At 59.8% G+C, this 24,481-nt stretch carries 19 protein-coding genes; 13 read left to right on the top strand and 6 right to left on the bottom strand.

Annotation, left to right across the window (positions count from 1 at the left end):
• Positions 1 to 175: 175 nt before the first annotated feature.
• The 3 genes from AC1D75_RS14270 (at position 176) to AC1D75_RS14260 (ending at position 2,913) form a co-directional block, all read left to right on the top strand.
• Positions 176 to 937 carry a transposase gene (locus tag AC1D75_RS14270; protein WP_495515828.1) on the top strand — a complete coding sequence of 254 codons (762 nt, stop codon included), beginning with the start codon at positions 176 to 178 and terminating at the stop codon, positions 935 to 937.
• A gap of 133 nt (positions 938 to 1,070) precedes the next feature.
• Positions 1,071 to 2,327 (top strand): IS256 family transposase, encoded by a 1,257-nt coding sequence (locus AC1D75_RS14265; protein ID WP_495516085.1) that lies wholly within the window; start codon positions 1,071 to 1,073, stop codon positions 2,325 to 2,327.
• Positions 2,328 to 2,571: 244 nt separating this feature from the next.
• A complete protein-coding gene (locus AC1D75_RS14260; RefSeq protein ID WP_495515827.1) occupies positions 2,572 to 2,913 on the top strand; it encodes a hypothetical protein in 342 nt (113 codons plus the stop codon).
• 300 nt (positions 2,914 to 3,213) lie between these two features.
• On the opposite strand, the gene AC1D75_RS14255 is transcribed toward AC1D75_RS14260, so the two are convergent.
• Entirely contained in the window at positions 3,214 to 5,346 is a 2,133-nt protein-coding gene (locus AC1D75_RS14255; RefSeq protein WP_495515826.1) for a hypothetical protein, read from the bottom strand.
• Complete coding sequence (locus AC1D75_RS14250) at positions 5,346 to 5,888, bottom strand: hypothetical protein (RefSeq protein ID WP_495515825.1); 543 nt, start codon at positions 5,886 to 5,888, stop codon at positions 5,346 to 5,348. Before AC1D75_RS14250 ends, AC1D75_RS14255 begins: the two co-directional genes overlap by 1 nt.
• A gap of 1,224 nt (positions 5,889 to 7,112) precedes the next feature.
• Here AC1D75_RS14250 and AC1D75_RS14245 point away from each other — a divergent pair.
• The 8 genes from AC1D75_RS14245 to AC1D75_RS14210 all read left to right on the top strand — a co-directional run bounded on the left by AC1D75_RS14245 (position 7,113) and on the right by AC1D75_RS14210 (position 18,627).
• A complete protein-coding gene (locus tag AC1D75_RS14245) occupies positions 7,113 to 8,057 on the top strand; it encodes a radical SAM/SPASM domain-containing protein (protein ID WP_495515824.1) in 945 nt (314 codons plus the stop codon).
• A gap of 9 nt (positions 8,058 to 8,066) precedes the next feature.
• On the top strand, positions 8,067 to 8,825 hold the full coding sequence (locus AC1D75_RS14240) for a GNAT family N-acetyltransferase (RefSeq protein ID WP_495515823.1): 759 nt from the start codon (positions 8,067 to 8,069) through the stop codon (positions 8,823 to 8,825).
• A 498-nt stretch (positions 8,826 to 9,323) separates the two neighbouring features.
• On the top strand, positions 9,324 to 10,070 hold the full coding sequence (locus AC1D75_RS14235; protein ID WP_495516084.1) for a lysophospholipid acyltransferase family protein: 747 nt from the start codon (positions 9,324 to 9,326) through the stop codon (positions 10,068 to 10,070).
• 3,145 nt (positions 10,071 to 13,215) lie between these two features.
• Positions 13,216 to 14,151: a hypothetical protein gene (locus AC1D75_RS14230; RefSeq protein WP_495515822.1), complete on the top strand. Its 936-nt coding sequence runs from the start codon at positions 13,216 to 13,218 to the stop codon at positions 14,149 to 14,151.
• A 595-nt stretch (positions 14,152 to 14,746) separates the two neighbouring features.
• Positions 14,747 to 15,604: a TIR domain-containing protein gene (locus tag AC1D75_RS14225; RefSeq protein WP_495515821.1), complete on the top strand. Its 858-nt coding sequence runs from the start codon at positions 14,747 to 14,749 to the stop codon at positions 15,602 to 15,604.
• Positions 15,605 to 15,612: 8 nt separating this feature from the next.
• On the top strand, positions 15,613 to 16,071 hold the full coding sequence (locus tag AC1D75_RS14220) for a hypothetical protein (RefSeq protein ID WP_495515820.1): 459 nt from the start codon (positions 15,613 to 15,615) through the stop codon (positions 16,069 to 16,071).
• Positions 16,072 to 17,271: 1,200 nt separating this feature from the next.
• Complete coding sequence (locus AC1D75_RS14215; protein ID WP_495515819.1) at positions 17,272 to 18,390, top strand: hypothetical protein; 1,119 nt, start codon at positions 17,272 to 17,274, stop codon at positions 18,388 to 18,390.
• Positions 18,391 to 18,426: 36 nt separating this feature from the next.
• Positions 18,427 to 18,627, top strand: coding sequence for a hypothetical protein (locus tag AC1D75_RS14210; protein WP_495515818.1), 201 nt, complete (start codon positions 18,427 to 18,429; stop codon positions 18,625 to 18,627).
• A 32-nt stretch (positions 18,628 to 18,659) separates the two neighbouring features.
• Here AC1D75_RS14210 and AC1D75_RS14205 read toward each other — a convergent pair whose 3' ends face one another.
• The gene (locus AC1D75_RS14205; protein ID WP_495515817.1) at positions 18,660 to 18,863 is read right to left on the bottom strand and encodes a DUF2716 domain-containing protein; all 204 of its coding nucleotides are present in this window, start codon (positions 18,861 to 18,863) and stop codon (positions 18,660 to 18,662) included.
• Positions 18,864 to 18,883: 20 nt separating this feature from the next.
• Positions 18,884 to 19,525 carry a hypothetical protein gene (locus AC1D75_RS14200; RefSeq protein WP_495515816.1) on the bottom strand — a complete coding sequence of 214 codons (642 nt, stop codon included), beginning with the start codon at positions 19,523 to 19,525 and terminating at the stop codon, positions 18,884 to 18,886.
• Between the two features lie 94 nt (positions 19,526 to 19,619).
• Between AC1D75_RS14200 and AC1D75_RS14195 the strand changes: the two genes are divergently transcribed.
• Positions 19,620 to 20,252 (top strand): TetR/AcrR family transcriptional regulator, encoded by a 633-nt coding sequence (locus AC1D75_RS14195; protein WP_495515815.1) that lies wholly within the window; start codon positions 19,620 to 19,622, stop codon positions 20,250 to 20,252.
• A 140-nt stretch (positions 20,253 to 20,392) separates the two neighbouring features.
• Here AC1D75_RS14195 and AC1D75_RS14190 read toward each other — a convergent pair whose 3' ends face one another.
• Positions 20,393 to 20,731 (bottom strand): alpha/beta hydrolase family protein, encoded by a 339-nt coding sequence (locus tag AC1D75_RS14190; protein WP_495516083.1) that lies wholly within the window; start codon positions 20,729 to 20,731, stop codon positions 20,393 to 20,395.
• A gap of 251 nt (positions 20,732 to 20,982) precedes the next feature.
• On the opposite strand from AC1D75_RS14190, the gene AC1D75_RS14185 reads away from it, so the two are divergent.
• Positions 20,983 to 22,482 carry an alpha/beta hydrolase gene (locus AC1D75_RS14185; protein ID WP_495515814.1) on the top strand — a complete coding sequence of 500 codons (1,500 nt, stop codon included), beginning with the start codon at positions 20,983 to 20,985 and terminating at the stop codon, positions 22,480 to 22,482.
• Positions 22,483 to 23,089: 607 nt separating this feature from the next.
• Here AC1D75_RS14185 and AC1D75_RS14180 read toward each other — a convergent pair.
• A complete protein-coding gene (locus tag AC1D75_RS14180; protein WP_495515813.1) occupies positions 23,090 to 24,454 on the bottom strand; it encodes an FAD-binding oxidoreductase in 1,365 nt (454 codons plus the stop codon).
• Positions 24,455 to 24,481 lie beyond the last annotated feature (27 nt).

Below are 24,481 nucleotides of genomic sequence, written 5' to 3'. Positions count from 1 at the left end.
TGGGGCCTGGGCCTATGCGCGTTGAAGTTCCGGACCGGTTTACTGCTGGTACAGGCGTGCGTTGGCGTCACGCGGATGAATCACCCCAAGTTCTTGTGCTTCCCACATTGGAGACGCCACAAAACTTGGGGTGGTTTCTAGGGCTGGTCGCAACACTTCTCTAGATTCTGGAGGTGTGTTGACATTGTCTCGTCGTGTGAAGAAGGGGCCGGGGCGTCGTCCGCAGTCGGCCAAACGTCGCCGGTTCATGGAACTGCGTGCCCGCGGGTGGAGCGTCGTGGCTGCCGCCCGAGAAGTCGGCGTATCTAGGACCGCCGGAAACAACTGGTCGCGCGGGCACAAAACTTACCGCGGCGGCAAGGCTGTCGGCTTCGTGCCGGCGCTCGACCGGTTGATGGTCCGCGAAGTCAGCCCGCGCTTCTTGTCGCAAGATGAGCGAATAGAGATCGCCGACCTTCGCAGGGCTGGGCACAGCATTCGGCACATCGCCAGGGTCTTGGGACGGGCGCCGTCCACGATCTCGCGCGAATTGCGCCGCAATGCAGCGTCTTCGGCCAAATATCAACCGTTTGAGGCTCATCGCCGGGCAACGGCGCGGCGCGAGCGTCGACATCCGAGGCGATTGGCCACTAATGAGCAATTGGGGCTGATCGTGGCTGAGCTGCTTGCCCAGCGATGGAGTCCTGCGCAGATCAGCCGCCATCTGCGGGTCCGGTTCCCGTGCGATCCGGGGATGTGGCTGTGCCACGAGAGCATCTACCAGGCTCTCTACCAGCCGGGATCGGAACTGATGCGGCCGTCCCCGCTGGCCCCGCACCGCCGATCCCCGCTGCGTACCGGACGTGATCATCGACGGGCCCACTCGAATGCGCACAAGCGTCGGCCGAGGTTTCAGCAACCGATGTTGAGCGTGCACCAGCGTCCGTTTGATGGGTAAGTCCCTCGGAGTGGTGGACTTCAGATAAGGCCGGCACCAGCAGAAACGTGTGTCGCTGACCTGATCAGGGTGGGCCATCGCGTAGTGATCAATGAGTTACCGCCACAGTGACTCAGAGAAAGCGATCTACGCGATGACCCACGACCATTCTGCCTTGCTCGCCCAGCTCGATGCACTCACCAGTGCCGATTCCGCCTCTGTTTTTGCCGAACTGATCCGCGCCGGCCTCCAAGCGCTGATCGAGGCCGAAGCCACCGAGAAGATCGGCGCCGCCCGCTACCAGCGCACCGAGGGCCGCAGCACCCAGCGCAACGGTCACCGACCAAAGACCGTGTCCACTACCAGCGGTGATGTGGAGGTTCAGATCCCGAAACTACGGTCAGGATCCTTCTCTCCCTCGCTGCTCGAGCGGCGCCGGCGGATCGACAAAACCCTGCACGCGGTGATCATGGAGGCCTACGTCCACGGCGTCTCCACCCGCAACGTCGACGATCTGGTCGCCGCCCTCGGTGTGGACTCCGGGATCTCCAAATCGGAGGTTTCGAGGATCTGCGGGCAACTCGATGGTGAGATCGCCCGGTTTCGGGAACGCACGTTGACGCACACCACTTTTCCCTACATTTTCCTCGATGCCACCTTCTGCAAAGTCCGGGTCGGCGCCCACGTGGTCTCGCACGCGATGGTCGTGGCGACCGGGGTCTCGATCGACGGCACCCGCGAAGTCTTGGGTACCGCCGTCGGCGACAGCGAATCGTTCGAGTTCTGGCGCGAGTTCCTCACCGGCCTCAAAGCCCGCGGGCTGGCTGGGGTGCATCTGGTCATCTCCGATGCCCACGCTGGTTTGAAAGCAACTGTCGTACAACAATTCACTGGTGCAGCGTGGCAGCGATGCCGAGTCCATTTCATGCGTAACCTGCACGGCAAAGTCGCCGCGAAACAGATCCCGCCAGTCATGGCGGCGGTGAAAACGATCTTCGCCCATACCGAACCCGACGCCATCCATGCCCAGTGGGATCAGGTCGCTGACACCCTGCAGCCGTCGTTTCCGAAAGTCTCGGAGATGATGCGTGAGGCCAAAGCCGACGTCCTGGCGTTCACCGCGTTCCCCAAAGTGCACTGGCAGAAGATCTGGTCGAACAACCCGATCGAGCGGCTCAATAAGGAGATCAAGCGCCGCGCCGATGTCGTGGAGATCTTTCCCAACCCGGCCGCTTTCCTACGCCTGGCGACCGCGGTCGTCATCGAAGCGCACGACGAGTGGCAGGTCACCCGACGCTACGTCTCTGATGTCAGCATGGACGAACTCAGAAAGGTCATCGCCGACAAGGAACGCGCTGCAGCGACCGCCACCACGACTGAATCTCTGGTGAAGCAACACCAAATCACCTAGCATTCATCATGACTCGTTGATCACGCGCTAACGCTCAACCTGATCCGAAGTCCACCACGCCAAGGGGCACTATCCGGATCTACGTGAAGAGATTCCAGCTAGACCCAATGTGATCACATACCGTTGGCGTCCGACTGCACCCACATTGGAACCATCCCATGTTCGGAAGGCTGGACGTCTGATTGCCACAACGGCTGAAGGGGATCGGGTCAGTACCGCCCAACTGGAAGAACGGGCGGGTCGCTTGGTTGAGTTCAACAGGAAACGCTTCATCGCCAGTATTGAACGCGCACTACTCGGACGGCCTAACGCTGTACCGACAGCTCGTTCAATTGCCTATTGGGTTCTCACCGACCGCCAGGGCCAAGAACGTGTGCCTTCATCTCAGCTTGCCGTGGGAGTGCTCGATTGCTTGCGTCGCGTCGGCGACATTGCTTATCTGCGATGGACAACACACATTAAACAGTTGCCGCAGGTACGCAGCGTCAAGGCCGAGGCACTTGGACTGATCACTCATCCTTCAGAACGGTTGGTGTTCGATCCGCGAGCCTCATCGCTTAAGCAGCTGTCGATAGACCCTGCTTAGCTTGGTGATCGGTTGTGATGACAGCGATCACGTCGGCACGGAACTCCTTCGGATACGGCTTTGGCATGACGACCGTCCTTTCCGGGATAGTGCCCCGTAGCGTCATGTGCCAACAGCGAAATGGGTGTGTCGACGGTCGTGACGCCGGGTTGACGAACGTCGATCGCGTTAGGTCGCGCGTGGCCCAAAAGTTGTCCATGGCCATGAAAAAGTCCACGTGGGTCCCCTGCCAGGCACATCAAAGCCTCCGGACACACCGGGGTGATTCAAGTGAGGTTCCCCCGCATAGTGGAGGGAACCTCACTCAGTGTCTAGTGCAAGGTGCAACGCGGCGTTCACTACAGCGTTCCCGTTTGCCAACCGCAGTTGGTCGATAACGCCACTCAACTCTGCAGACGTGCCCGACATGGCCAACTTGATCAGGTCCGCGGCGGGCTGGACTCGCGGATCTGGTGGCGGATTCCGGAACACATCCCACCGGTCAACAGCCACAGTCCGCGCCTCTTCCTGAATCTTACGGATGTCGCATCGGAACATGTGCTGCCGGTAGTCGTCACCAAACTCGACTGTGTTGCCTTCAAAAAGGACACCCACCCGCCCCTCAGCACTACGGTGCGCCGAGGACGCCTTGGCGACAACGCTGATAGAGTAGTTGCCGTCGGATGGCAGGTTGCGAAGCACCAACTGATTTTCGGTGCGCGTGTAGAAGATTGTCGCGGAATAGTTCTCGACCGCAGTTCCGGCTGGTAGCGGCAAAGGGTAGCGCGTATCGACATCAATTCGCACTGACCCCTTGGACTCGGTCAGGTGTCCCTGACCGATCTGCTGGGGCTCCGAGTACGTCAGGTGGAAGCCACGCCAGCACTCAATCCGCCAATCCCATGCCAGCGGGCGGCCGAGAAGCACGGGTCTGGCGGTGATGTAAGCGACCCGCCCGTGTTCGTACTCATCATAAAGAAAATCGCCAGGTGGGCACAGTTGAGTCCCTTTGTAATGGTAAGTGCCAGACGAAATCGAACGGCGAGAGCCTTCCTCCGCAACACCTGCCACCATGTCCACGGCCGGGGTCCTCAACGGCGGAATGTACGGCTGGCTTATGGCGCCGCCGAAGGTGACCGCTTCGGGGACGATCCGGATTGGGTCGGCAAACACAGCGCCGTCAATACCTAGTGGTGAATCACCACCTTCAGTGGATGGTGTTTTGGCATCAGTTGCGCCTTGGGCGACCTGATCGTCTATCCAGATGTTGCCGGCAATCGCGGTTGCGAGCCCCAAGGGGAAAAACCCGGACGCTATTCCTAGGAGGCCACCGAGCACCCATGCCGCTGCGTCACAGTACCAGTCGGTGTGATGCTCGATCTTGCGATTCGGCGGGTTCGGAGTGAATAACGTCCGGACGCGCCGTTCAAACCCATGCGGAGTGCTATTTACGACGATTGCCAATCTCATCTGCTGGGTCAAGGTGATATCGGCCTCGTAGCAATCGCCAGACTGGTGGATTTGGAAAAGGAGATCGATGTAGCCGCCGGCGAACTCGCACGATATCCTTCTCAATTTCCGTCCGGTCCCGATGACACGATTAGTCGCTCCGCCGCAATTAGGAGGAAGCCTGGCGGTCACCAGCCCAGGGTTAGCAGCAATCTCTGCATTGGCCGCGTTGGCAGCATCAGCCCCCAGGGCACCTGCCAGTTCATCGGATCGGAACTGAGTCTCTATCGACGGGCAAAACACCAGGCGCCGGAACGCCGCCTCCGAAATGCTAACGCTGACTTCCTCGCCCGGCAGCGTTGCAATCGTGGTCTTTTGGGAGATGTCGCCGCGATCGCGGCGGTCGAGGAGAAGATTGCCGAATAAACCCACGGTATTGGTGTCAATACATTTGACGGCGTCCAACCGTACGAACCGCAGCGGCGTCACCGCCCCATCAAGCGACGCGTCTACTACGAATCCGCCAGCGGGCATGCGAGGCGATTCCAGACCATGCACGTAGTCGGTCACCATGCCATCGGCAAACTCCTGATAGTTTGGAACGAACGACAGCTGTTGCTTCGAGGGATCATCGAAGCCCACGCGCACTGTCGACGTCGGAAGGTTCACGGTCAGGAAACGCACAAGCGGTCCCGGCGCACCGCCATCGACGAACCCGAGTGCTGTACGCACATAGAAAACACCGTTCAATCCGGTGAAAGAGCCCAGCAAGGTCTGCAGCGACATCTCCTTGAACGACAATGTCAGGTCGACGAAGGCTGTCCCGGCCTCAAACTCGATCGTCGGCGGATATAAAATCAAGTGCGTCACCTGGCCGGAAGTGTCCACAATTTCAATCTCGAACGGCGGGTCCTCCTGAGTAGGCCGGAATCCCAACTGCACTAATCGTTCCACCGCCCCCCTTGACAGTTCGAGCACCCAGTCGAAGTCAGCAAGCAGGCTCATTACGTATGCCCCTTCTCGAACAATCCGCGCAAACGTACCGTGGTTGTCGCCGATCCCGGGTTCGCTTTGATCGCGTGGTAGGCGGTCGCGGACACCGTCGCCAGGTTGGGTATTCGACGAACGATCTCGGCCCGCGCGGGGTCGGTAACCTCTACACCGACATCAGCCAGCAGCAGGAAAGGATTCACCGTGAACAACAGTCCCCCATCGCGGGTTCCGTTGACACGTTCAAGGATCTCTGTCTGGTGCTCACGTAACGATTCCAGCGACTCCACTCTCACCCACGCTCTCGGGCGACCGAGCCCCTCGAAGCTGTCGTCGTCCACTTCAATCGTAACCAGCGAATCGGCCTTTGTGGCAGTCCAGTGCGCACCTCCCGGGTCCACGACGAGGCGTGTATGAGCCTGGGACACCGCGAATGTCACTGTCGACTCTTTCGCAGCTGAAGTGGACTCGACACTGACGGGGATGGTAAAAACGCCTTGGTCGTCAGTGTCGCCACCTCCCACCTGATCCCCACCGTTGTATGCTTGGACCGTCACTCCCCCCAGCCTGCGGCGCGTAATCAAACCGACGACCCGACCCGTAATCCTTAGAGACATTAATTGGTCCTGCATTCCGGCTAACCGTTCCTTTCCGAAGTGGTTTACTGCCGTAGCACCCGAAAAGTTCTAAGGCGCTACCGTATTAACGCGATCCTCCTGTTGAACTTGGGCCAGAATCCGCCTTGCAGGCGTCACGCTCTATCGAAACCAGTGTTCCTAAGCGCTTCGACTAATCCGCTAATAAGTGCGCCAGCGATCGGTCGCACAAGCTTGAGGCAGTTCTCAATGCCAGCGCGAAACGCCCATCACTCGCCTCTCTTCGTTGATCGCCGAATTCTATGCTTCGATCGACGATCTCTCCCGAGGAATCTGGACAGTCCACATTCCCATCTGCGCCTGGGCTTCGGATCTCCAGAGTCACTGAGGAACTGAAGGGCATGGTGTCCAGCTGTAAGTTCCCCGTAGATAGTAGACACAGCGTGTAGCGAGGTCACCGGTTCCGCTATCTCGCTGACCACTACCGGGGCCTAACAGGTGCTGGGTGCGAGGATCTCGCAAAACATGCCGTCGCGGCCCTTCTTTTGGGTTGTTCGCTATCGCTACCGTCCATCCCGTCAACCTTCCTCCGGTCCTGTTCTATGTTGACTTTGTCAGCTGCCGTCAGCATGCATGATCCGTCTGCGTTGCGGTGCGTAGTCGACTACCCCACTTCGGTCCAGAAGTTCGGTACCTGTCACCGCGACGCCAGAACCTGTCACGTGGCCTTGCCTGGCTCGCAGGATTGCTATGCACGCTTCGGTCGCCGACATACAACATAGACGCAAAACCGCGCCCCCTCGAGCGTCTCAGTTAGTTAGGTTTTCGAAGGTCAATTTTCTTTGAAGAGATGTAATCCAGTGGATCTACGTATTGACAATCTCCTCCGAAGGGTCAGACTAGCTGTAGGAAGACGCTCGCGCTTTACCTAACTGCAAAGTACGTCCTTGCCTACAGGGCCCCAACACCCCGAGATTGTTCGGCGGATTATCGGAGTCAAAAGGGTGATTGATGACGCCGTAACCGGTATCGGTGTTGCCATCTTGAATTCACTGATGGCGGAACCCAATTGAGCACAGCGCCCTCGTGGACCACCCGCTGGTTGACCACTCCGACCGGCACGACCATCAAATTTCAGCGCGAAGACCGTTACGCGTCACAGGAGAAGACGCAAGAGGAGGAGAGATGTCAGTACTTCAAGGACAAAAGAACGGCAGTGGCGTAGACGCACGCCCACCGCTCTCGCATTTGTGGCTTGAACTCACCGGGAAATGCAATCTTCGCTGTACCCACTGCTATGCAGACAGCGGGCCCGACGGAGAGCCCGACTCCGTTGGATTAACACGCTGGTTGTCCCTCGTCGATGAGGCGGCAGATGTTGGAGTGGCGTCGGTACAACTGATTGGCGGCGAGCCGACCATGCATCCGCACTTTGATCAGATCCTCGAGCACATATTGCAAAAAGACATAGATGTCGAGGTGTATACGAACTTGACCCACGTTAGAGAACAGCAGTGGGAACTTCTGAAAAGACCTAGGGTATCGCTCGCGACCAGTTTCTATTCGTGGGATCCCGCGGCACATGACCAGGTAACGATGAATCGTGGCAGTCAAAAAAGGACTCTCCGAAATATCGAGAGAGCTCTCTCTGCGAGCATACCGTTGCGAGTTGGTGTCGTGAAAGTCAACGATAGCCAAGGTATCGACAAAACGGTTGAATACTTGGACAATATCGGCATTCGTCATGTTCGTGTCGATGAATCGCGTGGTGTGGGACGGGCGCTCACGACGGACCACACTTCATCCGTGGAAGACTTGTGTGGGCAGTGCAGTAACGCGCGATTAGCTATCGGTCCTGATGGTGAATCGCATCCTTGCGTCTTTGCTCGATGGCTTAATCTCGGAAATATTCGAAATTCGACACTTTCCGAGGTCTACTATTCCGAATTTTCAATTGAAGCTAGAGATACGCTGGAATCGAGCTTTCAGGCGATGGTCGATCGACGTTTGGCCGCAAAGAAAGGGCCTGCTGTGTGCGCTCCGACCTGCGGCCCCGGCCGCAACGAGGGGTGCATCCCCGAGTGCCACCCCAGCGGCCCTTGCAATCCCAACTGCCTACCTTTTACGTAAGTCCTGGGCATGTCAAACTATTCGCGGAGGTCCGACGGTATGCCGGAAAAGGGTGCCCTGAATTCAAACTCTATGCACGGGCGGAAACCGTTGTGCGGGCGAATGTTGCGATTGCGCCCCATCAGACCAGACGACTATCGATTTCTTTACGACCTGACGGTGTCAGAGGATGTCGGGTACCGATGGCGCCACTTTGGGACGTTCCCTACATACGAGTCCTTCGTACACTATTTGATCAGGGACGAATCCGCACAATTCGTCGCAGTACGGACAATTGACGATAGCTACGCAGGCTGGGTTACTTCGTACAATGTCGATCTCGTAAACGGGACGGGTTATCTGGGTATTGCAATGTCCAGGCCGCTGATAGGAACTGGCCTCGGCTTGGAAGCTGCTGGACTTTTCCTTGACTATCTATTCACTTTCTGGAACCTGCGGAAGGTATATGCCGAGTCGCCGGAGTTCTCCTTCAGTTCGTTCTCGAGTCAAGCCGGCCAGGTATTTAGGGAGGAGGGGGTTCTAAAATCACATCGTTACTATGACGGACGGTTCTGGGACGAGCATCTCTTGGCAGTTTATCGAGAAGATTGGGATCGACTGAAACCGTTCGCTAGCTGGATTACTGCCAGTTGGCTTGCCGGGAGCAACGCCGATCTCCATCCCCGGCAATGGTGGGCGGTGACTCCTGACGGTGGTCAAGCGCTCCGAATCGGGGATCAGGAAGGTGGTAGCAATCGCGAATCTGCATCATCAGATAGCCCATCTTAGCTCAGTTTAGGGATTTACAATGCCTCAGCGCAAGCCGCGGACGAATGAAATCGATGCTATACGGAAAGCTCTCGTCGGTTTGGGATTTGTCACTGACGGTGACCCAATATCGGATGACTCCGCACTTTTCGACAAGCCAGGGAAGGATGGTGGACAATCTCTGGGTCTCGATTCATTGAGTATGCAAGTTTTATTCATAGAGCTAGAGAACGAATATGGGTTAGCCTGCGCGCCCGACATCGATCCGTCTTCGGTGGAAACGGTAGGGAAATTGGGTTGCGCACTTCGCGGCAGCGGTTCTTTCGAGCCGGGGTGATTCGTCTGCGTAGAACCCGAGGCGGACAAGAACCTTCTAGACCGTCGCGCGGCGCGCCACGACGCAATCCAATCCCCGAATACAACCGCCCTGCAGGAAATGCTCATTCGTGGATACCTTCCTGCTCGTGCGGGAGGCTGTGCCGCCAGGTGCCTGAAACTACACCTGCCAGCACTACACTAATGCGTCTGGTAGTCCTAGTGCTTCCTGTAATTGCTACTCCAATATTATTGGTATCAAATAGCCTTCCGATCTCGTTGCGATCCAAGTTTCTCCAATGGTTCGCTCATGCGATACTTCGAGGTGTTGGAGCGCAAGTTCGGGTGATTGATACGCGAGGTGACAGTGGCGACAGGCAGGGCCATCCCAGTGGAGCAGTTTTGGTTGTCAGCAACCATGTTTCGTGGATCGATATATTCGTTTTGACGGTCGTCACTCCTTGTGCCTTCGTTGCTGGCGCTGACATTCTCGGTCGACCCATGTGGCTCGTGGTTGCGAAGATCTTCGGCGTGATTCCGATCGATCGGTCTCGGCTGCGAGGTTTGCCGTATACAATTGATGCGATAGTCAGTCGCATCACTTCTGGCCAGAATGTTGCGGTATTTCCCGAAGGGGTTACAACTTGTGGAAAGGTGCCAGGTGCTTGGCACCCAGCGATGTTCGAAGCCGCAATCGCCACGCAATGTCTTGTCCAGCCGGTCTCAATCGGGTACTCCGACTTGTCGGGGATGCCTTCAACGAGCCATGTCTTTGTCGGCGATGACACGCTCCTCCGCTCGGTCTGTCGAGTGATTCGTCAGCCGGATGTAGTTGTGGAGGCAGTCCTGCTACCTTCCGAAGTGCCCGGATGGGATAGGCGCGAACTTACCGCGCGCTGTCAACTGCTGGTCCAATCCAGAGCCCGGAAGAATCAAGCCCTGCATGTCTAGCGAAATAAAACTGATCCTCGACGTGACTAATTCGCCAAAGGACGTCGCGGTTCGTCACGGTGCGCGAGCTTATTGGCGTATCCCCAGCAGATGAATCCACGTGATGTGGCCCGACTATCGGGGACCTGCCACTGGTTCTCAACGCATCCAGGGGGTTAGAACTCGGCCCAGTCGCGGCTACGCTATGCAGATCAACAGAGATGCTCAGCTTTCTCTCGCCAAGGCGCTCAGCGATTTTACGTACTATCTACTAAGGATTAACATGTTGCTGCTCAACATTGTTCGTCACCAGTATTGGAAGAGAACGTGAAACAGGCACTGAGACAGGGTGAATGAGGAAATGGACATGACGCCCGGGCCAGCGAACTCTGGCAGAGTTGTAGACATGCAGCGGCCACTAGACAACGAGATACCCGTGCGCGCACCGATCGCCGGCACCGTCAACCGCACCTCGGAATAGTGTTCGCACTGACGTCGGTTGAGGTGCACTCGGTTGGCGTGATGTGGACCATCGATATCTTCAAACGGGTACCTACCCACTCGTTCGGCTCCTTCGGATTTGGCCGACCCGAAACCTCGAGGTCCTCGAGTTCCCCATGCCTACTGGGTTTTGAATGGGCCGACGGCACCATCTCGTCGAACATGCCACTGGACAACCGCGGCGGACTGCACCCCGACTACCGCGGAGGCCGTCAGCACACCCGCGTCAACTTCTACCTGGACCACTTACCACCACCCGGGCCGCTCTCCATCATCACCGCATGGCCCTTCTTCGACCTTCGCGAACAAACAATTCAGATACGACGGATCCCTCATTACCGACGCTGCTGCACAGGTAGAGCCACTATGGGAACCAATCGAGTCGACGCTGGCCAGTCATGACGACATCCCACGAACCGATGTCACCCTCGTCATGCCCAGAACGGGGTGGTTCGGTGAGCACTTCGACCAAACACCTCCACCTCCGAAACTCGATGAACACGGGAACGAAATGCACTTCCGGGCGGTCAGCATCGACGGCGAGGGAAACCAAATTCCGCTCACGCCCACACCTCGAGGATGGAAGCTAGCCGACGCCGATGAGTAGTACCGGGCACCCTCCACATCCGGCGAACATAGCGTTGAGCGCTCTCCATGTATGCCAAGCCCAGAACAAGTGACGTAATCTGTAATATCGTCTGCGGTTCCTGTCGACCGGCATGGACCCGGTACGCAGAGGGTACGCAGCAGCACCGGAACACTCCACAACGGTTCAACCCCACCAACACGAATACCGCTCCCCCACTACACAATCCGTCAAACCTCAGCAACGCCAATGATCTGCAAACATCCACGACCGCAGGTTCAAAACCCGTCCAGTGTCAGTTCGAGTCTGACCGGGGGCACAAAACCGCAGGTCATAGCGTTGCTTAGATCCGCTAAAGCTGCGGATACGCTGCGGGTACGCTGCGGGTACGCAGGAGTCGTAGCAAGCAACGCTTCCGATGCGGCCAGATTAGCGATTCAGCGAGCGGCCATACCTCGGGGCGAGTACACCTTCTGGGACGAACACGGCCAGGAAATTGCCTAGGCCGTAACCGATCTGGTGAGCGGCAAACCTTGAGCGCCGTGACCCGCCTGCCAACGCCACTCAGCACGGATCGACCCCGCCCCGCGCCCATCTCGCCACTGAACGGATTTCTCACGGGCAAAGTTGCCCGTGTGCCGAAAGCCGAGGTCCGCCAACATGACGGACACCGGTCACCAAGCCGCCTCCAAATCAGCCCTCGACAGGTCCGTGAGACCGAGAAAGCAACCAAGTACACCCAACACCAGCCGCCTAATCCCCTGGCGCACGCGGAGCAACGATCACCATCCGGCGAACCACCACACGATGCAACTGAGGCAACAAGCACATCAGAATGCGACTTCAAACCGATTCGAGGCAGTCCCGACCGGACGGGAACTCTAGCTTCCGGGGCGAGGTGGGGTATCTTGTCGACGTACCCGATTGCCGCACAACATATTTCGTCACCAATGACGAAATGTTCGGGAGTCCGCGAGAGTTGATGGCACGCAGAGGCCGCCTGACAATCAGATTCCCATCCGGGTACACATCGACGGGCCTTATGGCACGAGCTGCGTGACGTTTTCCGTAGAGGCGACAGCGAGTTGGCGAAGCTCCTGCAGCCCTTTGATGGTGCTCACACCGCATCTGTCCAGAGGTTCGCGTGGGACTAGGCCAAGCCCATCGAGATTGATCAACCACACTTCGGGCCCGCGCCTGGCTGCAGCTGTGCACGAATCGTCGGGACGCTGGTCCCGTCCGGCGAATGCCTTGAGTGCGGCTGTGAAGTCGCCGCGGTACCGCGTTGCGGTGTAGGGCCCGGACGCGTGCCGGGGCGGTCCATTCTTCGCATCTGCGCACACGAGGGCCTCGACAGGAACAAAATTCCTCGGCACCTGGACAGGTACGGGCCTTGGATTGCCTGTGCACGCAGGCGACGCTAATGCTACCGGCGTCATCTGAGGTGGTGGATCAACATCTTCCGAACACCCGACGATAGAAGCTAACGCAGCAACCCCACACAAAACCGCCACAACATGTTTCAACACCTTCCGGGGAAAAGGTCCTCGCTCCGTCACCATGCGCCCGCCCTTCCGCCCCAGCCGCATTCCACGCAGCGATTCGTACCAGCTTAACGAACTGGATTCATGACGGGGTGGTACAGGCAACGGTGTGGCTCGCACGCTCCCCCAATCCTTCTGCGGTATACGCGATACCGGCATTGTTAAACTGAGCGACCCAGCTCAATACCGAGGGACCGGCTGGAGCGTGTGCCTCATCAGCAATACGCAAGCAATACGCAGAATCGGAGAGCAGGATCACTGCAAGGTTGCTTCTACACCAAATCGCGCGAGATCAACGGGGACCGCTTCCTCGTACCCCCCAACTAAAGAAGGACACCAACAACTAGTGGCTACAAAACGAATGCGCGTCACTCAACCCCAATACGTCGCACTGCGAGCTCTACCTGATCCGTGGCAGCCCGGACAACTGCTAACGATCGGAGGGGCCTCGAAACGAGACACCACACCGTATGAGGGGTACCCACCTGACCATCCAATCTGGCAGCAACTGCCCGAACAAGGCACGCGGTACCTGGTGATCGTGATCGGGGACGAGCCCGATGAAGTCAACATCGAAGTCACAACCCACCAGACCGCACCGCCCCTCGACCTCGACAGCTGGGACAGCATCGAAGAAGCCGGCGCCGAGTTCGAGCCAGAGACGATCGAAGCCCACAACCAGCTCGGTATCGACTTCACCGAAGAACTACGCGAGGTCCTCACGACAATCCCCTCCGGCTGGAACATGGTGCGCGTCAGCAAACGCCGCGTGACACAACCGCCCAGCGTCGACGTCCACATCGACATATGGCCCATCGACGGCCCCGCGGACCTGAACCGCATCAAACATCAACCCCACCCCCGCCGATCCCGAAAGGCCCAAACATCAGGCGTCGACGCCGAAACGCACTGGTGGCGCATCACTGGCATTCTCCAACGCGCCGGGGCGGCCACGCCGCAGGACTCTTCCCCCAATCCTCGACGCCAGAACCCCGCACATGTGCAAGACATCGCTGCGAGCACCGGTCAAGACTGGCCGCAAGAACTCACCCAGTGGTTCACGACCCTCAGCGGCTACCCCGACGATCGATGGACCACTCTCTTCCCTAGCTACGACCTCCTGACCGCAGAACAGTCACTGCACAGCCGAAACACCTCACTGGCGGCGATGAGCCCAGGCATCGAATACCCCTCCACTGCCGGCGAACCCGCGTACACCTTCATCCCCGAGTACATACCCATCGGCGTACGCGACGGCTACTCGCTCGTCTGCGACACACGCCCCGGACCGCGCCACGGCATCATCCTCGCGTTCGACAAAGTCGACGCCGACGACGAAGCCACCACATGGAAGAGCATCTCCCACTTCCTCGGCGACCTCGCAGACGCACTAGAAGACCGCCAACCTTTCCTGGGCTACAAACCCCAGCTTCCCAACAACACGCTGACATGGACCTACAACCGACGCTGAACGGCCCCAGGCCCACTGGTTTTCACGCACGAGCAGCCGGGCGCCACGAATGAGATGAGTTCGCAAGTCACGAAGTTCAACAACCGAATGGAGTTACGACAAGACGGCAAGAGCATTTGCAGAAGAATCAGCGTCAATATCGCCGCCGTCTCGTAGACGTTCGCGGTGGGCGCCGGAGACGCCTCCGCAGCTACAAAAATCAGCTGGGTTGGCCCAACTCGCCCAGGGCAAGAGGGCAAATCGGGAATCGGCCTGCCGACTAATCGAGTTGGTCGACTGATCCTGCCCGGTACGCAGAGGGCACGCAACAGCACCGAAACCACCCGCACTCGTCCAACGGGACAAACATGAATACCGCTCCCCCACTGCATCATTCGCAAATCGCCCACAACGCCAACGATCTGCAAAAATCCACGACCGCCGGTTCAAAACCCGCCCAGTGTCAGTTAGAGTCTGACTGGGGCACCACATTCGCGCAGGTCAGAGGTAGTTTCACCACTTCGAGTGTCATCTGAACGGTTCAAATACCACCCCCGCGCTACCCACCGGTGTGGGCGCGTCTGTTTTGTCGGCGCCTGCCGATAAGCTCCGATCCATGACAGATGGGCGCAAGGTCTTCGTTATCCACGGGCGCAATCAAGCAGCCCGCCAGTCGATGTTTGTGTTTCTTCGTGCGATCGGCCTCGACCCAATCGAGTGGAGCGAGGCACTAGCAGCAACACGGTCCGCCAGCCCCTATATCGGCCAAGCCCTCGATGCGGCATTCGAACAGGCAGCGGCAGTGGTTGTACTGATGACCCCTGACGACATCGTCCAGCTCGCGGAAGAGTTCGTGTCGGGGCCAGAAGATCCTGAAGCCACCCCCAGCAGGCAGGCGAGACCAAATGTCCTATTCGAAGCTGGCATGGCTTTTGGTCGACACCCAGAGAGAACAGTGCTCGTCGAATTCGGCACCGTACGTCCGTTCAGCGACGTTGCCGGACGGCATGCTGTTCGGCTCAGCAACTCTCCTGCAAGCCGAAACGACCTCGCAAATCGCCTCAGGACCGTGGGTTGCGCTGTCAACACGAACGGCGGCGACTGGCTCGAGGCCGGCGATTTCACTCCGCCGGAGGTCGGAGGTGCCCTCCCAAAAGGGCGTAGGCTCCCGAGCAACCATGACGTTGGCCCCCGATTGGATGCGAAGTACATCAGCCGCTCGGGAGGCACCGACCGCATACAGATCATCAATCGGTCCGGGGGATCAATCTTGAATATCAACGGACTCAACGTAAAAGAGTTTGAGGGTCGGATTGACGGACTACCGATTGAGAAGTTGCCCGGCAACAAGTCGATCAGCCTCACCGTGATTCGCGGTTGGACATCGCAACGCACATTCGAGCTCAGAGTCTCAGCAGAAACTGAAGCTGGCGAAGGTTTTGAGCAGGACCTTTTTCTAGATCTGACAGGGTGAGGCAGACGATGGAGATCCCGATCACGTTCCCAATTGACAACGATGGCTTCCTTCGACGAGAGTGCCCGTGGTGTGAAGGAGAGTTCAAGTGGCACAACGGAGCACTGGCCTCTCGCCCTGAAGACGCAGTGGACCCGCCCGCTTACTACTGTCCGCTGTGCGGACACTCGGCCGAACCCGACCAGTGGTTTACGCAAGCACAGGTTCAGTATCAGCAGGAAACAATTCAATTCCACCTGACGGATATCGTCGGCGACGAACTCGCAGCAGAATTCAAGAGCAGCCGAACAATGAAGTTCAAGAAAGCACGCAACACAGCACCCGCGCCAAACGAACTCACCGAACCCGACGACATGATCATCGTTGAGCCGCCCTGCCACCCATGGGAACCCGTTAAGGCTCCCGAGGATCGGGTCAACGAAGCGCCAATGTTTTGCCTTATATGCGGCGCACGGTACGCAGCCTAACGTCCGAACGGGACTATCCCGTTAACGGTGTATTGGCCGTTAAGGGATAGTCCCGGTATCTCCCGAGAGGAAGCGGTAAGCCTCGGCGGGTGACAGGGTGAGGTATGTACATCATCGTCTGCGCGATCGCTGGAATGGTCCTGGGTGCGGCCTTGTTTGGTGTGGCATGGCTAGTCACCACGAGACTGCGACTGGTTCCCCCTCCGGCCGGCCGGCGGCGAGCACGTCGTGTGGTTGGGTCCAGCCTCTCAGTGCTGATTACCGCCGCCTTCATCGCGACTTCGGGCTGGTATCTCACGTCACTCATACTGACTGGCAGCCTTCTGGTCGGCATGTTCGTCGCGTCTGCCGCCATGGAGTGGCTCGCCCACAAAGTACTTGCCAGTGCGAAATAGGTTGCAGCACAGGGACCACCTGCACGCTGGCGAGACCTTTTCAATTCAACCAGCGCACCGTCAAGTCCGCTTAACCCACTATCTATTGTCGGCGTACTCGATTGTGCTGCAGCTGCTTACGTCACCCCCAGCAAGCCGATAGCGCCCGGAGAAGTTGGGCCTGGTCTAGGATCTCAATACGGGAAGCAAATCTGCGCCAGTGCATGTTGTCACACAAAGCGGCCTTGCTTAAGGCACGCCTGTCAGCTGTCCGATTGGGCCTACGTGACCGAGCACAACTAGTTAAGGTGCGGAGGTGACTATGGTTCCTTCTTGGGATGAATTGATCGAGATGAATCGTGCAACCGCAGGGCGGCCGCTTCAGGCGGTTGTGCACTACGCCGGCAATGCGGCGATGGGTTGGACATCGCAACGGGTCTGGTTTGCACCACCGAATTGGTGGCGAGTCGAAAATGCTGACGCGGTGGTGCAGCGAATCAACAACGACGAGTTCGCATATCGCCGCGTCGCCTCATCGTTGCACCGTTATCGCACCACCGAGTGGACACCGGGTGGTCCCATCAATGCACGCTTGGAACCACCCAGCGAACTACTCGTGGCCCATCGGCGCTGGCCCGCCCCGCAACCCCCCGCCCCGGAGCCGCCGGCACCGAAGGCCCGCCCCGCAGATGCAATAATCGGACGTGCACGACTCATTACGATGACCGGTTCATTTCACCAGGATGCCGAGACGCGACACTTTGAACCCATCGGTCCTGCCGAAGCAGTCACTGTGCGTGGCCGCTCTGGGTGGACAGTTCCGTGTGTGATGCCGTCGGTCGCCCAGCATCCCGTACGGGTGACCCTCACCTTCGACGCCGATACAGGTGTTGTTATCGGCCGCAACGCCGGCCAGCCCTACGACACAGTCGAAGTCTCCGATGTAGTGCTCGACGACCCCATCGACCCCACTGTGTTCGAGTGGGACGGCGAGTACACAGACGCTGATGCTCTCGAAGAGCAGCGACAAGCAGAGATCGACGCCCACCAAGCTGTTCTCGAGCAGATCCCGACCTTCATCCCGACAACGTGGCCGCGCCCAGATCTGCAGACGTTCCTGGAGAAGGGGGACCCGGACACGTGGGCGCTGCATCTGATGCTCTTCGATTCGACGGGTTTCGACGGCGCACTGTTGCGGTGGCCGCTCGGCACTCGGCGGCCGTTTTTTGTCGGATCGCGCCACCCGCACACTTATTCTTGGTCCGATGAGCACTGGACCTACGCGATCGACACCGAACAGCCCCTTCCCGATGCCGAAGCGCGGCAGATTCAGCGGTCGGTACCGACGGTCATTCCCCCGGCCACCATGCAGGACGAGGCCCGCCGCGCTGCGGCGGCCGTCACCGCAGCCGCGGTCATCGACGCTGAACAGATCCTCTACGCCGGTCCGGTGCATGTGCACTACGGCTTCTTCACCCTGACCGCCTTCCCGGACGCTCCCGTCCCCGGTTCCGATGCCGAACCATTCGCCGGCCAATCCAACGGCCTGTGCGGGACCGCCGCCGCACCTCTGGCGTACGTCCGCACCGGCCTGCACACCGGCTCCGTCAACGTCGAAGTAGTCCTCGCAACGGCCCGGCCTCCCGTCGACAGCGACGGATGGGAAGAGATCGTCGAACTCGACTATCACGTCGACACGCCCACCACGATGCTGGCCGGCTTCTCCGGCGGTACAGCACTCGCAATCCCGTTGGGCCACTATCGAATGCGATTCAGCGCCCGACACATGGACCAGGCCCGTGTGGCCGACACCGGCGACCACATCGACACCTACCAACTGCTCCTCTGGCCCAACAGCCCATCGCAGCAGGCAGACCAACCGACCGACACCATCCTCAAGGCCACATCGAGCATCGCCAAGGCCCGCCACGCCACCCCGAATTGACCCACCACCCCTGCAGCGGCGCCCTACCCTGCACCTATGAGGGCACCGTCATGGGTAGAGCTTGCCGGCCGCAATGCAGCCGCCGAATCTGTTTGCATCACCGGAACACTGGAGATCAGCACGTCATCCCCAGAAACCGTGCGTTTCAACTTTCATCATGCGCCGGGCGGGAAATGGCGTATCGAACACGATGGCCATCTGGTATATCTCGCGACAAACTCGACCGCGGTCGAGTAGCCGTTGGAAAGACCGGTACCCGCCACTCAGTGTCACGTGTGCTTTGCGGCGTCCAGCCGGTATCCGTCGTGTTGCCAATCCAAGACCACCCACCGCAGATCATCCGCAAACTCTTCGACTAAACAGCGCAACGCGTCAGCGTTCACAGCGTCGATGCGAGCCGCAAACGCTCTTCCCACCGCGCCCAAAATCAAAGGTGACCGATTGCGCATCCAGTCGAACGTGTCTGCCTTCATGTTTGGTTCGTTTCGTGTGTTCAGTTGGCGAGTTCGTCGATCCAGCTCGATCGCATCCGCAGCGCTCGTTCCATGCTGCCGATGACAGCCGCGAGCCCGAAGAGCAGGTCGATGTGGAGGGGCAGTTGTACGGGAGAGGTGAAGATTCCGATCGAGTCGGCGATGGGTGGCACCTGGGAGATCGACGCGATGATCTGCGGCACCGTGACACACACGCCGGCGATGACGAGCACGGTCGAGATGATGCCGATGACGTGGCTCAGACCGGGGTGATTGTGGTACAGCCGGGCTCGACGTCCTTCAGCGGAGGCAGGATCGGGAGTCAGCGGCTGCTCGGTGCCGTCCGGACGCACGTAGTGGCATCGTTTGAGCCCGAAGCCGTTGATGGCAACTTCGATGTGACCTCCCGGGACCGGTAAGCGCGCCGGCATCTTCGAGTACGAGTGCATCGACCCGTTCACGTATAGGCGCGCACGGATTACGCCGTCCGTCATGTCGCCGGCGTGACGAACATCGACGGCATAGGTAGACGGCGTGCCGTCGGGCAACGGGAGCGTGATGGTTCGGAGAGATCGCCCGAACATCTGCCACCAGCGGTACCGACGCAACGGCGCCCCCGATCCGGCGCGCTCGCGGCGGTTGCCCCACTCTTTGAATCCCATCTTCCCATCCTCGATCCGTGACTAGTACAGCGTGATAGTAACTGGGGAGAGAAGCTAGCACGCTGTGATATACATTCACCATGGGAGGGCACGCATGGACGTAGAAGCCAAGACTCCGGGCACGCGCGACAAGATTCTGATTGCTGCAGCGACGATGCTCGGAGAAAACCCCACCGCACGGTTGAGCGTCCGGGCGGTTGCCGCTCGCGCTCAGGTGAGCACAGGCTCACTACGGCACTTTTTTCCCACGCAGCGAGACCTCGTGGACACTGTCGTCGCCGGGATCTACGACGTCGACATCCAGGACGATCCGATCGACAATCGCGCACTGACGCCAACCGACCGACTCATCGCGTGCTTGCAACTGATGCTCGCGCAAATAGGTGTCGGCGATCGCGCCCGAAAGCACTGGGGAGCACTGTACGAGGCGTACGTGGCATCTCCTCCGGCCGATGACGATGCGGCCACCTATCTCGCGCTCGAGCGAATGGGTCGCCACCGCATAGAGCGTTGGTTGACCACCCTCGTCGACGAGGACGCGATCCCTGCGGGCAAGATTGAGCAGCGAGCGCGATTCCTCACCACCGTCATCAGCGGGCTCATGGTAGAGCGGGTCCTGCCCGCAGAGGCGATCGAGGTCGAGACTGAAACGGAAACGCTTCGCCTCGCGGTTCACACCGCGACAAATGCATGGCCTGCGGCATCATCAGCACACTCTCGATCTTGACCATCGTCGTCGGAGTGGCTGAGCGCTGCGGGGCTGGTTCTCGGGTCGAGAACTGCGTTACTTCGCCGATGCAGTTGATGGCGAACGAGGCTTCGAAGGCATCAGCGTATTGCCCGGTTTCTGAACGGTCGTAGCATCCGTCACTGCAAGCGAGTATGGCATCGGGCCTCCCCCTTTGCAGTTCGGAGAGCCCTGCGATGCTGGCGGGCCAGCCGGCCCCTCGACGTACTGGTCGGAGATGATGCCTTCGCTTGCTGCGAGGTTACCGATCTCTCGGCCGTCGACGTGCCTGGCAAAGCGTTCCACCTCGCGATAGGAGCGGGTGCTGTTCTCCGGTTGACGAATCCGTGACCCTCGTCCTCGAATACGAAGTAGTCGACGTCGACGCCCCGTGACCGGAGTCGCTCGACGACGTTGCCCGATTCCGCTTTGACCACCCGGGGACCGTTGGCCCCAAGGGCAATTAGCAGAGGTGCCATCACGTCGTCGAGCTTGGAGAGGAGCGATCGTGCGAGCATGCCTGCCACCTGCGGCGGATCGGCCGGTCGCCCACGAAGCGGTACCAGCTGTTGATGATTCCCGGGCCGATGAATGCCGGTTGCGGCCATGGCAGATGTCCTATTCGGAGCTCTATCACGCCGTGTTAATACAGTGTGCTAATGTTGCCAACCATGACGATAGTACAGCGTGCTAGTTGGTCTGACGGCGTTGACAACGAGGAAGGAAAGCCATGAAACTCCGGTCATACCGCCAGTCGGCAGCGGCAGTGGCGGTGATCGGCCTACTGGTGACCGGCTGCTCTCAGCCGTCCGCGCCGGGGACAGCAGAGCCAGAACCGGCGCCGATCCTCTCGTGGGGTACCTGCCCGGCTGGCGTCGAAAACCCCGCGGACGGTCCGGCTCGGCTGCAGTGCACCACCCTGCCCGTGCCGCTGGACTACGACGATGCCGAAGGGGAGCAGATCGACCTCATGATCTCGCGATTGCCGTCGAGCAATCCCGAGCAACGTCGAGGTGTGCTGTTGCTCAATCCTGGTGGCCCCGGCGGCACCGGACTCGATCAACCCAGATTTCTCGAGTCCCTGGGTATGCCGAAGGACGTTCTCGGCAGCTACGACCTGATCGGTATGGATCTGCGTGGCGTCGGACATTCGGCTGCGATCAGTTGCGGGTTCACCGATGACCTGCAGTATTACGGCGCAGTGCCGCCGTTTGCATACGATGAGGCAGCGTTCGACGAGCAAGTGGCGACCTCGAAGAAAGTAGCCGAGCGCTGCGCGGCCAATGATGTCGATGGTCGACTTGAGCACATCAGCACGGCCAACATCGCCCGGGATCTGGATCGGATTCGCGCCGCGTTGGGTGAGGAGAAGGCGAGTTTCCTCGGCTACTCGTACGGCACTGCGCTCGGTGCCGCCTACGCGTCGATGTTCCCGGATGCATCGGACCGGATCGTCCTCGACAGCAATGTCGGTGACACTCACCTCGACGGCGAGGGTATGCGCCGGTACGGACTGGGTATGGAGGAGACTTTCCCGGATTTCGCGAAATGGGCTGCAGAGCGCAATGATCGGTTCGGCCTGGGTGCGACGCCAGACGAGGTGCGCAGCACGTACTTCGAGATCGCCGATCGGTTGGATAGGGCCTGGTTCGAGGGCATGAACGGTCGGGCATTTCGGCTCGCGACGTTCGCATGGCTGTACAACCCGCGCTCGTACGAAGGTGCCGCGCAATTTTGGCAATCCGCTCGGACTGCGCCGGATTCGATGCTGGTGCCTGAGCCACCGACGTTCGATTCGACGCCCTCTGTGGGCGACAACAGTTGGTCGGTGTTTCTGGCGGTGACGTGCAACGACGTTCAATGGTCGGAAGACATCGCCGATTACCGGCAAGCAGTGGCCGAAGACAGCCAGAGGTACCCGTTGTTCGGTGCGGCGACCGCGAACATCATGCCCTGCGCTTTCTGGAAGAGCGAGCCTGCCGAGGCACCGGTTGCCGTCGAGACCAAGGGACCGAGCAATGTCCTCATCGCCCAGAACCGACGCGACCCGGTCACTCCGCTGCGTGGCGGCGAAATCATGCACCAGAAATTCGGTGATCGATCAACACTTCTCACCGTCGACGGCAGCGGACACGGGGTCTACGTTCTCGGCACCAACCCGTGCGCACAGGACGCCATCACCGAGTTTCTGGTTAACGGCACCATGCCCGAGGAGGGCACCATCTGCTGAGGTCCATCCCGCGTTGCCCTGGGTGCTCGCTGATCGGGGTCCATTGCACCATCGCAGTGTGCAGCAACGTGATTGCCGACGCCGCGATGGCCCGAGCCCGGACTTCGCGGCGTTCGGCAAACCGGCCCGCACACTCATCAACGTCGCGAGCCCAGGTCACGCTCGCAGGGTCAGTCTCGTCCAGCAACACTCGCCCCTCGCGAGACGAGCGGCCAATGTCGTTGTGCTGCATACGCACTTTTCGGACGAGACCGTGGTCCGCTGCGTTGACGGTTCGTGATGCGGCAGAGAAGGCGAGCCGCGACCCCTCTTCGATTCAGATCTGGTCGTGCTACGCAACGGTCCCTGACCATCTGACGAAATACAGCCCAAAAGACCGTTGCCCGGCTGGGCAACATATCTACAGACCTACGGAGACCTAACGGTGAGGACGAACCGCTGGGGCCCAGCGCACTGAGGGACTCCAGCGGTCATCCATTCCTATGCAGGGTTGACGTGCCAACCACAACGGGTCCGCAATGCATCGCACCGTCGCAGATCCGGCAAGCGCCTGCCAGAACTCGATGTCACCGCTCTGATCGGGGGTGAAGCCCGACCGACCATTGTTCTATCGGCTGGAGGCGAGGCCGATTGGGATACCGGAGAACCGCCCGGTCGGGTCCACGTCGTGTTTCACCGAGTGCAGCCGGGAGAGGTTATCGCCAAAGGTTGCCGCGGCACGCTCGCTATCACTGTGCTGCAACAGGTTCGGGTACGCTGCAGGCAGACCAAGCGGCTCCAGTTGACTCAGCAGCTCGTCCGCCCAGGCAACCTGCTCCTCGTGACCATCGGCATCCGTGGTTGTCGCGATCATCTCCACCATCAGGTGCGGCTCCCGAAGTGCCCAGGGTGCGACGCCAGATTCGGTACGAGTGGCGGCACCGTGGAAGTGATGGATGTTCACAGCGCTGAACGGTGACGTACGGCCCCGCTCGCCGTCCTCCAAAGCGTCGATTGCCGCAGGGGTCAGACCGGGCAACGACACCGTCCGAACCGTGTAGTGCTGTCCCGCGGGAAACATCCCGTCGAGGGCATGCAGCGCCTGCGCGGGCGTGGCCGGGTGTACCTCGGACATCAGCGGCGTTCCTAGCTTCTCCGCAGCCTGCACCCACGGCGCCCCCTCCCGGGCATCACCGCTCCACTGCACCGCCATGAGCAACGCAGGGCTGCCGTCAGGGCCGCTCGTGATCGCGGGACGCAGTGCGAGCTCGTCCGGAACACTGGGAAGCAACCGATCGAACCCGGCGAGGACTTCTCGGATCTCGGTCGTACCGAAGGCGATGACACCTGCAAGAACTTCAGGCAGTTCGGTCAGGCCAATCTCGAGCGACGTGACGACACCGAAGTTTCCGCCCCCGCCCCGAAGCGCCCACAACAGGTCCGCGTTCTCGTCCGCCGATGCCCTCGTGATCGATCCGTCAGCGAGCACGACGTCTGCGGAGATGATGTTGTCGGCCGCAAGACCCATGGTGCCAAGGTAGGGCCCGTAGCCCCCGCCCAGCGTGAGCCCGGTCACGCCAACCTCATTGACCGTCCCGACCGCCGCAGCCAGACCGTGCTCGCCGGCAGCGTCCATCAAATCATCCAGCCGTGCACCGCCTTCCACGCGAGCGATCCGGGCGTCGACGTCAATCTGAACGCCACACATCTGCGACAGGTCGATAGTGATCCCACCCTCGGCGTGCGCACTGCCCGCCCAATCGTGCCCGCGACCGCGGATGCCGACGGGGGCTGCCAGAGGGGTCGCCTGCAGAACGCGCTGCACATCCGGGGCACCGGCCACTCGTGCAATGAGTGCGGGACGGCGCAGCGGGCGTGCGCTCCACAGAGCAGCACTTCCCTCGAACGCTTCATCAGCTGGCGCAATGACCTGCCCATCAATGGATGCGCTCAGCGATGCTGCCAGCTGGTCCCAGTCATGTTCTGCCTGCATTGTCTCTCCTATCATCCTTGCGCCGCG

Source organism: Williamsia sp. Y712 (assembly GCF_059445525.1).
This window is presented reverse-complemented; position numbering and strand designations above follow the sequence as displayed.

Excerpts from the sequence above, each read along its gene's own strand:
- AC1D75_RS14195 (WP_495515815.1), top strand. The coding sequence starts at position 19,620 with ATGGACGTAGAAGCCAAGACTCCGGGCACGCGCGACAAGATTCTGATT.
- AC1D75_RS14245 (WP_495515824.1), top strand. The coding sequence starts at position 7,113 with ATGTCAGTACTTCAAGGACAAAAGAACGGCAGTGGCGTAGACGCACGC.
- AC1D75_RS14265 (WP_495516085.1), top strand. The coding sequence starts at position 1,071 with ATGACCCACGACCATTCTGCCTTGCTCGCCCAGCTCGATGCACTCACC.
- AC1D75_RS14210 (WP_495515818.1), top strand. The coding sequence starts at position 18,427 with ATGAGGGCACCGTCATGGGTAGAGCTTGCCGGCCGCAATGCAGCCGCC.
- AC1D75_RS14200 (WP_495515816.1), bottom strand. The coding sequence starts at position 19,525 with ATGGGATTCAAAGAGTGGGGCAACCGCCGCGAGCGCGCCGGATCGGGG.
- AC1D75_RS14255 (WP_495515826.1), bottom strand. The coding sequence starts at position 5,346 with ATGAGCCTGCTTGCTGACTTCGACTGGGTGCTCGAACTGTCAAGGGGG.
- AC1D75_RS14205 (WP_495515817.1), bottom strand. The coding sequence starts at position 18,863 with ATGAAGGCAGACACGTTCGACTGGATGCGCAATCGGTCACCTTTGATT.
- AC1D75_RS14225 (WP_495515821.1), top strand. The coding sequence starts at position 14,747 with ATGACAGATGGGCGCAAGGTCTTCGTTATCCACGGGCGCAATCAAGCA.
- AC1D75_RS14240 (WP_495515823.1), top strand. The coding sequence starts at position 8,067 with ATGTCAAACTATTCGCGGAGGTCCGACGGTATGCCGGAAAAGGGTGCC.
- AC1D75_RS14235 (WP_495516084.1), top strand. The coding sequence starts at position 9,324 with ATGCGTCTGGTAGTCCTAGTGCTTCCTGTAATTGCTACTCCAATATTA.
- AC1D75_RS14180 (WP_495515813.1), bottom strand. The coding sequence starts at position 24,454 with ATGCAGGCAGAACATGACTGGGACCAGCTGGCAGCATCGCTGAGCGCA.
- AC1D75_RS14220 (WP_495515820.1), top strand. The coding sequence starts at position 15,613 with ATGGAGATCCCGATCACGTTCCCAATTGACAACGATGGCTTCCTTCGA.
- AC1D75_RS14190 (WP_495516083.1), bottom strand. The coding sequence starts at position 20,731 with ATGGCACCTCTGCTAATTGCCCTTGGGGCCAACGGTCCCCGGGTGGTC.
- AC1D75_RS14185 (WP_495515814.1), top strand. The coding sequence starts at position 20,983 with ATGAAACTCCGGTCATACCGCCAGTCGGCAGCGGCAGTGGCGGTGATC.